This is a genomic window from Sphingobacterium sp. LZ11T8 (assembly GCF_024261425.1).
Taxonomy (GTDB): domain Bacteria; phylum Bacteroidota; class Bacteroidia; order Sphingobacteriales; family Sphingobacteriaceae; genus Sphingobacterium.
Genome location: NZ_JANBZY010000005.1, coordinates 255014 through 267252, shown reverse-complemented (window position 1 = coordinate 267252; position 12239 = coordinate 255014). Strand labels below are relative to the sequence as shown.

The 12239-nt window shown below is 40.9% G+C and carries 13 protein-coding genes; all 13 read right to left on the bottom strand.

Features of this window, described 5'->3' with window-relative positions; translation table 11 throughout:
- Positions 1-12: 12 nt before the first annotated feature.
- The 13 genes from NLF99_RS13705 to NLF99_RS13645 all read right to left on the bottom strand — a co-directional run bounded on the left by NLF99_RS13705 (position 13) and on the right by NLF99_RS13645 (position 12235).
- Complete coding sequence (locus NLF99_RS13705) at positions 13-690, bottom strand: anaerobic ribonucleoside-triphosphate reductase activating protein (protein WP_254528984.1); 678 nt, start codon at positions 688-690, stop codon at positions 13-15.
- A complete protein-coding gene (nrdD, locus tag NLF99_RS13700; RefSeq protein WP_095067913.1) occupies positions 671-856 on the bottom strand; it encodes an anaerobic ribonucleoside-triphosphate reductase in 186 nt (61 codons plus the stop codon). Before nrdD ends, NLF99_RS13705 begins: the two co-directional genes overlap by 20 nt.
- Positions 837-2954, bottom strand: coding sequence for a ribonucleoside triphosphate reductase (locus NLF99_RS13695; RefSeq protein ID WP_254528982.1), 2118 nt, complete (start codon positions 2952-2954; stop codon positions 837-839). Before NLF99_RS13695 ends, nrdD begins: the two co-directional genes overlap by 20 nt.
- A gap of 108 nt (positions 2955-3062) precedes the next feature.
- Positions 3063-5081, bottom strand: coding sequence for a TonB-dependent receptor (locus tag NLF99_RS13690; protein WP_254528980.1), 2019 nt, complete (start codon positions 5079-5081; stop codon positions 3063-3065).
- A gap of 47 nt (positions 5082-5128) precedes the next feature.
- Entirely contained in the window at positions 5129-5914 is a 786-nt protein-coding gene (locus tag NLF99_RS13685; protein WP_254528978.1) for a FixH family protein, read from the bottom strand.
- An 18-nt stretch (positions 5915-5932) separates the two neighbouring features.
- Positions 5933-6262 (bottom strand): metal-sulfur cluster assembly factor, encoded by a 330-nt coding sequence (locus NLF99_RS13680; protein ID WP_254528977.1) that lies wholly within the window; start codon positions 6260-6262, stop codon positions 5933-5935.
- Positions 6252-7523, bottom strand: a complete 1272-nt coding sequence (locus tag NLF99_RS13675) for a hypothetical protein (protein ID WP_254528975.1) — start codon at positions 7521-7523, stop codon at positions 6252-6254. Before NLF99_RS13675 ends, NLF99_RS13680 begins: the two co-directional genes overlap by 11 nt.
- A gap of 10 nt (positions 7524-7533) precedes the next feature.
- The gene (locus NLF99_RS13670; protein WP_254528973.1) at positions 7534-8349 is read right to left on the bottom strand and encodes a DUF2249 domain-containing protein; all 816 of its coding nucleotides are present in this window, start codon (positions 8347-8349) and stop codon (positions 7534-7536) included.
- Positions 8350-8435: 86 nt separating this feature from the next.
- Entirely contained in the window at positions 8436-9203 is a 768-nt protein-coding gene (locus tag NLF99_RS13665) for an ABC transporter permease subunit (RefSeq protein ID WP_254528971.1), read from the bottom strand.
- A 7-nt stretch (positions 9204-9210) separates the two neighbouring features.
- The gene (locus NLF99_RS13660; protein WP_185213015.1) at positions 9211-9930 is read right to left on the bottom strand and encodes an ABC transporter ATP-binding protein; all 720 of its coding nucleotides are present in this window, start codon (positions 9928-9930) and stop codon (positions 9211-9213) included.
- Between the two features lie 2 nt (positions 9931-9932).
- On the bottom strand, positions 9933-11177 hold the full coding sequence (locus NLF99_RS13655) for a nitrous oxide reductase family maturation protein NosD (RefSeq protein WP_254528969.1): 1245 nt from the start codon (positions 11175-11177) through the stop codon (positions 9933-9935).
- 10 nt (positions 11178-11187) lie between these two features.
- Positions 11188-11637, bottom strand: a complete 450-nt coding sequence (locus tag NLF99_RS13650) for a nitrous oxide reductase accessory protein NosL (protein ID WP_214648454.1) — start codon at positions 11635-11637, stop codon at positions 11188-11190.
- Positions 11624-12235, bottom strand: a complete 612-nt coding sequence (locus NLF99_RS13645) for a hypothetical protein (protein WP_197700953.1) — start codon at positions 12233-12235, stop codon at positions 11624-11626. The genes NLF99_RS13650 and NLF99_RS13645 overlap by 14 nt, the downstream gene beginning before the upstream one ends.
- Positions 12236-12239: the final 4 nt, after the last annotated feature.

Below are 12239 nucleotides of genomic sequence, written 5' to 3'. Positions count from 1 at the left end.
CTGGTTTTTTTTCTAGCCCCTTACAATTATCCTCAGCCCATTGTCCCCGAATCTCAATTCTTCATCCCTATAATTCGAATCACCCAATTCGGCAATCATCTTCACATTGTTTAAGGCCTTTTGCATATAGTAATTATTCCTATAACCGCGATCCTCCAAGAATTTCAACATTTCCTGCAGATCAGCGGCAGATAGCAATTGGGAATGCACAGTTGTTCGGACTTCAAATTGAATGTTGGCATTCAACAAGATATCCAATGTTTCTTCAAAAGCTTCGAAGGAACCAGAAACAGTTATTTCATGAAAACGTTGTCCCAAGCCCTTGAAATCGAGCGCTACATAATCCAAAAGATCATTGTCAATAAGGCTTTTGATCAGCTTTGGTCTTGCCCCATTGGTATCGACTTTAATGAGGTATCCTAAAGATTTGGCAATCTTCACCAAGGACATCATATCTGGATGCATGGTACATTCCCCACCGCTAAAGACAACCGCTTGCAATAGGCCCTTTCGAGATTTCAAGAAAGCTTCAGCTTGATCGATGCCAATCTTACCTTTACCAAATACGATATCAGGATTATAACAATATTTGCAACGCATATTGCAGCCCACAAACCAAAGGATGCAGGCTGCTTTATTAGGGTAATCCAATAAGGTAAAAGGAGTTATATCATATAGAGCATTTGCCATATCCTTCTTGGAACAGGGTCCGCTGTTTATGCTCTCCTTGTTTACCGATATTGAAACTTTCAACAGGTCTATGATACCCCATTACACGAGTATAGACCAAACATTTACTGCGTTCTTGCTGATGTTGCTGCAACAATAGCAATCTTTCATTCTTCATGGTTTCCATATTCACTATTTAAATTATATTGATTCACGATTTCATCATCACATTTTGGGCAATATTCATGTTCCCCATTCAGGTATCCATGCACAGGACAGATACTAAATACAGGAGTTACCGTGATATAAGGCAATCTGAAATTGCTCAATACGGTCCTTACAAACAGCTTACAGGCTTCAGGAGTACTGATCTTTTCCCGCATGTACAGGTGCAATACCGTCCCACCGGTATACTTACATTGCAGTTGATCCTGCAGCAACAATGCTTCAAATGGATCGTCCGTATGATTTACCGGAATTTGGGAACTGTTGGTATAATATATCTGTTGATCTTGCCCAGCCTGTAGAATATCAGGGAAGCGTTTTTTATCTTCTTTAGCAAAACGATAGGTTGTCCCTTCAGCAGGTGTCGCTTCCAGGTTGTATAGATTGCCGGTTTCTTCTTGGAATTTTTTCAAGCGCTCGCGGATATAATCCAGGATCTCACTGGCAAATTCAATCCCCCAATCCGAAACAATATTTTCCTGATTGCCAGTATAATTGCGGATCATTTCATTCATCCCATTGACACCGATGGTCGAAAAGTGATTCCTGAAATGGGAAAGGTATCTCTTGGTATATGGATACAAACCATTATCGTACATTTCCTGAATAAATTTCCTTTTCTTTTCGAGGGTCGAACGTCCGATTTCCATCAGTTCATCCAGTCGGGCAAACAGACCATCCCTATTTCCTTGGTACAGATAACCCAATCTGGCCATATTAATGGTTACCACACCGATACTGCCGGTCATCTCGGCACTTCCAAAGAGACCATTTCCACGTTTCAGCAATTCCCGAAGGTCAAGTTGCAAACGGCAGCACATACTCCGTACGGCATTCGGTTTATAGGCATCCGGATTTTCCTGTCGATCTCCATTTTCATCAATAAAATATTGGCTACCGATAAAGTTTTGGAAATAAGAGGAACCGATCTTGGCCGTGTTCTCAAACAGGACATCCACATTTTCTCCGTTCCAATCAAAGTCCTCTGTGATGTTCACGGTAGGGATAGGAAATGTAAAAGGCTGTCCATTTGCATCGCCTTCGGTCATGACTTCATAATAAGCCCGATTGATCATGTTCATTTCCGGCTGGAAATGTTTATAGGTCAAATCTTCCAATTCTTGAACGCCTCTTTCAAGCGCCAATGTTTTCAAGACTTCATTATTGATGCCCCTGAACAGATGTTTTCCTGCTTTGGTAGGGATTTGGTCCCTCAAGTCCTGTGGGACATTCCAATCGAGGGTAATATTGGTAAATGGAGATTGCCCCCAACGAGCAGGAACATTCAGGTTATAGACGAAGCTACGGATAGCTTTCTTGACGTCAATCTGGCTTAGGCAATCCTTAAAGACATAAGGTGCAAGATAGGTATCAAACGAACTGAAGGCCTGAGCTCCTGCCCATTCACTCTGCAGAATGCCCAAGAAATTGGCCATCTGGCCCAGGGACTCCCTGAAATGCGAAGGTGGATTACTATCAACCCGACCCCTGACACCATTGAAACCTTCATCCAACAACACCCTTAGACTCCAACCGGCACAATAACCGGTTAAACAATCCAAGTCATGTATATGGATATCAGCGTTACGATGGGCATGACCTTCAATCCTATTGTAAACCTTATCCAACCAGTAATTGGCAATGATCTTTCCAGCAGTATTGTTCACCAAACCGGCATTGGAAAATGAGTTATTGGCATTCGCTTGGATACGCCAGTCGTTTTGGTAAATGTATTCCTCGACAGCATGACTACTATCCACATAAGTACTGGAATCTACAAAACGATCGATATGCTCACGTTGTAATTTTCGGGTATGGCGAAACAACATAAATGAACGCATCACCTGAAAATATCCAGCTGCATAGAGCTTTCTTTCTATGACGTCCTGAATGTCTTCAACATCCAAGAGGTCGGCATTTTGCTGTTCGTCCAGAATGGTTTCTATGATCTGCTCATCATAAGGAACAGACACACTTTCGAATGCCTTTTTTATGGCATCTTCAATTTTATAGGAATGAAAAAGTTCAAGAGAACCATCACGTTTGATCACGTTTTTCATAGGCATGGTTTTAGAATGAGAGATAGATTTCAAGAATTACATAAAGCTAACCACAAAAGCCCCAGTATTTTATGAGGCGAAACATAAAGGCCTATTTTGTGCAAAAAATTAGAAAGAAAAGTTGATCTGGGCTATTAAATTACGGCCAGGTCTAGCAATCTTCATGATATCTTGATGGCGAAAATAATATCTATCAAAGATATTTTCCAACCTTAAATTAGCGGTTAGTTTTTGCTGCTTTATTTGGAATGCCTTCCGCACCGCAACATTGAACAAGGTTGCTTCGGGTGTAGCGGTATCCCCATAAATGGCGGTACTCACTTTATTTTGTTTAGCAAAATAACTTACTTCAAATTGCGCCACATAGCCCTTATGGTTAAAGAGGAAAGTATTATTATTGGTAAAAGGCGAAATCAACGGCAGGTAATTGCCTTCAAAATCCTTTCCTTCGGAAAAGGCTATGGTGCTCAACCACTCCAGATTCTTTAAGAACTTGATCTTCATGGCCATTTCAGCCCCCATCAGATTGGCATGTTCCAAATTCTGATGTTGTTTCACCCCAGTAGCACCAATGGTCATCACATGAAAGTCAGGATTAATCCTTCCGGCAATGTAGTCCCTGAAATAGTAGTTATACAGATTTGCCTCCAATCTAAGCCAAGGAAGCTGATAGCTGAGACCAAAGCTTGCCTGTAGTGACTTCTCGGTTTTCAGATCCACATTACCTAGGTAATCATAGCTATCCAACCGGTTGAACAGATAGAACCCATAATATTCCTGAAGACTGGCACTGCGGTTCGCATATCCAATCTTTGCCATCCAATGCAAATTGGCAGATGGATGATAATGGCCGGTCAGGTTAATGTTTCCAAGGTGATTTGAACCATCGAGAGGAGCATCTGTTAAGCTAGATAGCTGTTCTTTCCCTTGCTGGCTATAGATACTGGAGTTCGCTAAGCTATAGGTTCCCATAAAATCCAGCATCCATTTTTCATTCAGATAGTATCTATCTGACAGGTCCAAGCTCAGCAAACCTCGCTGTACATCGGGCAGGGTAAACATAAACATAGGATTACCTTCTTTTGGATACATGGTCATATTGGCTGTCAACCTATTGATGTATCCATTTAGCCTTGCTTGCAAATGATGCTTGGCAAACTGATATCCCGACTCGGAATAAAAGCCAGCAGTACATGACAGACCGGGCATATCCATGTGCATCGGAACAGTTTCCGCAGGTCTTTTGCTATCATCCATAGCATGGTCTATATGGTTGAAATAAATCTTAGATCGAATTTCATTCAGCCCTACTTTGCCGGCATTATAGACATGCGTCAGGGAAACAATATTTGCATTGGCAAAAGCAACATCCATGGTCAATGCAGGATACCCAATATCCTGACCATAATCGGCAAGATATTGGGCAAGTATTTGATTCTTGGAATTCAACTTATAGGTCGCAGCAATAGATCCATTCCATTTCTGGAACTGCGAATTTGGAACAATTGTCCTGTCCGCCGCTTTATAGTTCTGTGCTTTTCTAAAAATTCCGTTCACGAGGAATGCAAATTTATCCGAACTATATTGCAGTGATGCCAAGGTCTGAACAGCTTGTGAGTTCGATTCATAACCTGTCCCTAGCATTCCATTCAATTGAGGTACTTTGGAAAGTTCTGGATTGGCAAGTTTGAAGTTCATTCCTCCGGCCATTCCCCCAGCATAGCTGTTGAATGATGGGCCAATATTCACATTGATCTGCTTCAAGTTACTGGGCTCAATGTAAGAGCTGATAGGATCCATACGATCGGTACATGCTCCAAAAATCGCCATTCCATCAATTGTCAGATTGATCTGCGCAGCATTTAGGCTACGGATGGTTGGTTCCCAGGCATAATTGCCCCTGCGAACCATCTGTACCCCAGCTATCCTGTCCAAGATCTGGTCAATATTGGCTTGTTTAGAAGCTCGTTGTTCATTTTCAAGCTGCTTATTTACTGAAACCTGAGTACTTACCACCACTTCCTCAATGGCAACATTCTTCAAGGTGTCATGATGATGATGCTGGGCTTGAACAAATTGTCCAGCCGCAAGGAAGCAAAAACTTAAAATAAAAGAAACCCTTTTCATAAGCCCTAAATTTTAACGAGTCCTAACAATTTTATTGATCCTTATTATCAAAAAAGAACATCTAGAAAGACATCTTTCCCTAACTGGGTTTCACCCTTGCTGATATTGAAGAATAATCTCCAATCTCCAGACATACTGAAATTCACTTTTCCTTTATAAATTCCTGCACCTGAACCCTGTGGGTTTACATTATTGCTGGAGCCATGGTTCATGGAAGTCATTTCGGGATGGAAATCTAATGTCAATCCATCTTGAACAGGAAATGAAAACATATTTTCCCTCCAGAAAACCATCACTTCCAAATCATTGATTCCAATCTTTGGGGAAGAAGGTTGTACCAAGGTCAGGATGTAGCGTTTATTATCAGGTGCAGTGAAAGACTTCACAGGAACATTACGCGTGGCTGCAGGTTTGATCACGACCGGAAAGTTCAGCGTTTCATTATTGATTTTCAGGTCAATTGCCCAAGTTCCATTATCCGCAGTAGGCATGGTAAAAACCACAAAACCTTGGAAGGCATCAACGGCAGAATTGAATGCAAATTTACCGGTAGGTGCACCATGTTTCATGGTACCCATATCCATGACTGGAGAAAATTCTATCTTATCTGTAGCATTAGATTTTCCATCTTTCAAAACTCTGATATAAACTTGTTGAAAACCTACAACCAGGTCCTTATCAGCCAAGAGCTGGACCTGCGTTGAGGCATTTATCGTTTTTTCAGCAATGATCATTTTATCTTCCAAAGGATTCTCCAAACCATCGTCCTTTTGGCAAGAAGCCATCGTCAGAGCAAATAAACTCCAACAGATCACATAGATTACATTTTTCATAGTAGTATTAATTTAGTTTTATTGTCTATTCAATTGTTCCCTTCCCGCCTCGGTCATCAGATCAGGTGACCATTCCGGTTGCCAAACCAGTTCTAATATGATTACTCGGTCAGGAAAGGTCTTTTCCATACTTTTTTGCACCGCCTGTGTGATGGACCCTGCCATCGGACAATAGGGCGTCGTTAAGGTCATTTGAATCTGTAGCTTGTCGCTCTTTGTAAAATCAAATCCATAGACCAAGCCCATATCAATGATGTTTATCCCAAGTTCTGGATCCATGACTAACATCAGCGATTGCATCGCCTTCAATTGCTCCGAAGCAAACGGAGATGTAAAATCAACTTCCATATTCCTCCTTCCTCTTATGAGTCAGCACCTTCAAAACATTCATTAAGTAAGAAACGGAAAGAAGGACCCATAGGATAGAACTGACAGTGATCAACCATTTGATTTTGAAGCCAACCGCCAGCAAGGTCAGTGATAAACCTGCAAGGAACAGGATGTATTGGACCTTTAATAATTGATGGCTATATAGGTCTTTCGGCATGGGCACATTGGCCATTCCGTTCAAGTTTTTATACTGAATGTTCCAAATAATAAATGGCAGGGTCTTAAAGGTCATACCCAAGATTATTCCCGTTATCCAACCCAAGAATATCCAAACCATATAGAGGGTAACCCAATTCCCTGACTCTTGATTAATTACGAGTGGCAAACTTGCAAAAGCAGCAAACAGACTACCAATGGATAATAAGCTATGCTTGATAGGGATCTCTATTTTTTTTCGAAGCCTGTTCTTTAAACAGTCCTGAATAAATACCCCCCAACTAATGACACCCGCAAGGATCAATGTTCCGCATAGCAGAAGTTTGTAATCCACTTGATTTCTATATCCGTGAACCAGGAACATGATCAACCCTGTATTGATCAGGGTAACAGAAATAAACAATGCTTTTCTCTTGATTGATTTACCCATGACGAACATGGGGATCATCTTTGCCCCTGCCCCGAGGATCAGTTGTAGAAACCATCCCGCTAAACCAGCATGGGCATGCAGTTTCAAAATGTCTAAATGATTCTTGGAAATATAGTGATGCCCTAAATTAATGGCCAGCAATAATCCTACAGTTGTAGTGAAACATAACCAGAATGCGGAAAACATGAAAAACAGATTGAATTCAAACGATTTTTCATGGTTCTTACTGGTCATCCATATGACCAGGAAATAGATATAAGAAGCCAAGCAAACTAGGGACCCGCCTAAAATCAGGACCCAATCAGTACGGAAATTCCAAAAGCTATGGATCAAGAGACAGCTACCTACGGTTAACGGGAAATAGCTGAACAAAGCTAATTTAGGGGAGAACAGAGTTTGCTCAAATATGACCGGCACTAATTGATAGGCTGCCCCAAATATGATCATGGTGCCCCACCCCAAGGCTAGGGTATGGACTATAGCTAGAACCTTAGGTTGAAAATAATGTCCTAGGATTTGGCTCCCCGTCAATACCAACAGGATGCTGAAAACTAGGAAAAAGATAGCCGCCGTAGCAAAAAATGGCACAACTACATATCCTTTAGTGGCATTATCCATCGAACTTAAAGTCATATCTCTTTACTTAAGGATGAATTAATATTCTCACATCTCCTTCGGCAATTTCGCTGACAAATACCCGATAAGGTAGATTGCCCAATTCTTCCAACAGGTAAAGGGGTACTTTCTTGTGTTGGACAAAAAGGCCTTCATTCGCTTTTAATTGGCCCAAGGTTTCCAAGATACGCTCCATAGGTTGTGGCATTGGCAAACTCCTAACATCCAACTCTACCATATCGAAACTCTTCTTATTCAGTATCCCTTCGATCACATCAAAGGATACAAACGATATCATGGACTCTATTTTGGTCACCGCCTTTTCTCCCATTGGCTTATAGAAATAAGTATGAAATTCCGTTTTTGAAACTTCATCGGTATAACTGAATGCGCCTTTATCTTCCAGTCGGCTAATAAGTGGGAATGGCAAAAATGTATTGATGATTTCCAAAACTGCCTTTTCAGGAAGTGATTTATAAGCTGCCATGATTTCTTTTAAAGGATCACGGTCAGCATCTAGAATTGGCCTGACATCCAATCGAACAATCTGTTCACATTCCAGTAGCCAGCCTGGTTTATTTTGTACTTTCTCTAATTCAGAAGTCTTGGGCCCAGAAGCCTCTTCCCATGTAAAACCCAGTGGCTCCAGAACACGTCTAAAGTCATCTACAGAACAGTTTGCAATCTTTGCAGCTTCCATGATATTGACACGAGGAGTCAAGACCTTACGCAATATTGGAATTTTGATTTTCCGTAAGGGTTTCGCTATTGATGCAATGGCATCAATGCACAACTCATTAGCTTTGATAAGCTCTGAGATTTTTGTGAATTGATTGATTATCATGGCAAAAATGAATTTTATGACAATGTATAAAACCGTCAATCGGACCTGTCATTTGTTTGGCATTGTACCAATTGCCGTACTCGCTCCTATAGATCCTTCTTTTTAAAATACCTGACCGACAGCCATAGTGGAATGCTCGCCCACAAAAACAGGACGCCCATGGTTAGGCCCATGCCTAGTGCATTTCCAAAGAAGTCTCTAAAAATTGCTCCGGTGTAGCCCATCATGGCAGAAAGGTCGAGTTGTAAGAGGATCATGATCCGACAGACATCGATGGGGTTGAACATGGACAATCCAACCATAAAGTTCTCGATTGGGTAGTCCGAAAATTGGAACAACATAAATAAGACCAAGGCATCGAACAGCAACCCGAAATACAACCACAAGAGGATTGCAAGTCCGATACCTTTGGATTTGTCCCGAATCAATACAGAGGTCCACAAGGCTATTGACACAAAGATCACAGAAAGCAATAACCCGCATCCGACCAAAATTAATCCAGAACTGCTGAAAGCATAAATGAGGGTTGGTATCCCTACGCCTATAAAAAAGGATAGACATAAGGTACCTGCCAGACCTGCAAAGATGCTCAGCCAAATATTCCCCCGCTTCAGGGGTTGACTCACTAATAAACAAATAAATTCAGCACTATTATAGAGGTATATGCTTGAAAATACGATACTTACCAGAGGAACTACAAAAAGTACAATGTTCAATAAACTCACCAATCCTTTTTCATAATTATCTTCCATACTGAACACACTTACTGAAAGGGCAAAGAGTAAAACGGTATAGAAAATGATGGTTTTATTTCTCAGTAAATCAACAAAAACGTAGCGTATAATTTTATTCATGGATAGCCTATTTAGTTTGATTTGGAACAGACATGACCTGCGCAATTGCTTTAGACAATTTATCTGTACCTGTATCTATCTTTAACTGTTGAAGTGATTTATGGAACATCAGTTTCCCTTCTTGCAGATAAATGATTTGGGAAACTAAATCGTCCAGGTCACTGAGCACATGTGAACTGATAATGATCAGTTTATTTTCATTCATGACCTTCTGGATCTTACTTTTCAATATTTCGGAGGAAAGAGGATCTAGTCCGGCCGTCGGTTCGTCTAAGATCAAGGCCTTTGGATTAAATAGAAATGCCAAACATGCACTGACTTTTTGCCTAGTCCCTCCAGACAGCGTGCCCATACGTTTATCCAACAATGCTGGTAAGTTAAACGCGTGGTATAAGTCTAGATCTAACTGATCTTCTGGCATCTTTCGAATATCTTTCATCATATCCAATACCTGACCTATGCTCATATTCTCTGGATATTGTCCAATCTGTGGCATATAGCCGATCTCTTTTCGGTAAGAATATTTGTTTTGGATATTCTCGCCGTCAAATTTGATGATCCCAGCACTCGGCACCACCATCCCCAAAACAGATTTGATTAGCGTGGTTTTTCCACTTCCGTTTGGACCGATCAAGGCGACACACTCCCCTCCATTCAAGGTAAGGTTAATGTCTTTCAGCACCTTAAACTTGCCAAAGTCTTTGAAAATATGTTGGATTTCGATCATAATTAAACTGATTTCATACGTGGTTTCTCATCTTTTAACCCTTCTGGGGTCAAACTTGGCAAAAGCTTCTCGGTACGATCAAACAACGTCACCATAAAACTTCTAAAAAGCAACATGGCAGATGGATAGCGCTCGACCAACATGGAAAATAAACTTACTGGGCGGAAAGGAATATCCCCAATCCCATCCTTATCCAGATCATAGCCTTCATATTTATCCCAATAATTATTTTCAAAATTGTTAAGGGTCAACGTTCCATTGGTTGCCACATCAAATGTGTTTTGCAAGAAATTATTATTCTTAAAATCATTGTCCATACAACTCGCCTGGATTTTTACGCTCCATCCATTTCCTTGAAAAAGGTTGTTCTCGATTTGGATCCTATTGGAACCTTCCATAAAAATTCCGGCGGTATTGCGATCAAATGTATTGTTGATTATTTTACTGTCTGATATATCTTTTAGGAGCAGACCATAAGCGGAATCCCCCCAGTTTTCTTCAAATTTATTGTTCTCCATATGTACATTCTTGGTGTACATAACGGCCACTCCGGCACCATTTGCCCGGAATATGTTTTCTATATAGCTGTTGTCATGTGAAAACATGAAATGCAGGCCATATCTCAGGTTGCCTTCTGAGCGGTTTTTGTTGACATGGGTATGGGTTACAAATTCTAGATAGATGCCATCCCGATGTCCTAAGATCTCATTGTTCTCAATGAGTAGGCTGTCCGATTTCCAACCATGGATACCGTTGCCAATCAATTGTTCGGCCGTTCCATAAGCCTGGATCTTGTTACCCCTGATCTCCAGATGTTTGGAGTTTTGGGAATAGACCCCAAAGAAATTATCATCCAATACATTGTTGATAATGTTGACATGATGGGTATTGTAGATTTTTATTCCCGCCACATCATTAATGGAGGAATGTCCAGAGCCCTTGATCCTAAATCCTTGAATATTGACAAAGGGTGATTTTACGGAGATTGGCTCATGTTTTTTATCTCCATCCAATGTCGGCATACCCTCACCGATCAGGCTGATAGCTTTGTCGATGATAATATTTCCCTCCTTATAGGTTCCAGATTGAACCAGTACGGTATCGCCTTTTTTTGCCAGGGCAATCCCTTGTTTTATGGATGTCACCGAATGATTTTTGCCTACTCTAATGGTAGTGGCATGAGACATGCCACCTACCATAAATAAACAAATCAACGCACTAAATATCTTCCAAACTGATCTTCCCATGATGCAGGTTTTATTTCCAAAGGTCTTCCCAACTAAGGGCGGTACCTCCTAATTCAGCTTTTGTCTTTTCCAGATCCTCTGTCTTTTCAAAGGCTGCAATATTTCCACGCATAGGGCTTTTCAGCTCTTCGCTTTTCAAATAGAACATCTTGTCTGCTGGCAACAATTTATTACTGCTATAATCCGGTAAAAAATAGGCTGCAACCTCTTCCTTTTTCACGTTGCTTTCCTTCACAAAGGAAATCATGCATTGTACATCGTCGAAATTGTAAACTCGACCTTTTTTAGTCTGCAACTGTGTGCCAAATCGAGCATCGCTAATAGTCATTTTGCAATAAGCACATTGGTCAGAGCCATATTTTATGGGCTTTGGTTCACTATTGCCTTGACATGCTTGCAATCCAAACATGATCAGAAGGACACTGCTCAAGCAGATAAGAAATATCTTAGTTCTGTTCATTTTTAAGTTTTTTAGAAGTTTTCGTTTTGCGCCATTCTTGAATGACACAAAAAGCCAAAATAATTCCGCAAAGGATAAAAATCCAACCACCAATATCGGGAACGGAATAAGCTCCGAAATTCAACAGCTTTTTATAGCCGATCAATGGAGGAGTATAGGACATTCCTGGTACTTTGATCGGTGCATTCGGGTCAAGGTTATGTCCATAGTTGTACTCCCAAACATAGAAGTCTACCATGGCTACAATCCCAAATAGCAAGAATGCTCCAAATAAATAGTATACCCACTTTCTTTTGTTGGCAAGACCGACAACGGTAAAGGCCAATGCAAAGAATCCAATGATATAAGGAAGGACTGTGAATTCCTTAAAATCCTCCTTATGTAGGGTTTTCATGCCGATATAATGGTTCAATCCGTTGATGATATCCACCTGTCCAGACAATTTATGGCTGAATATCTGCAGTTCCAACCCTTCTGGGTATTGAGCTGCATCCAGCTCAATACGCCAAATCGGAAGGAAGATGACTGCTACTAAAGCCAGGCCGCATAGTACCAATAAGACACGGTGCAAGACTGACAAGTTGTTTGTAGATTTCATCTCT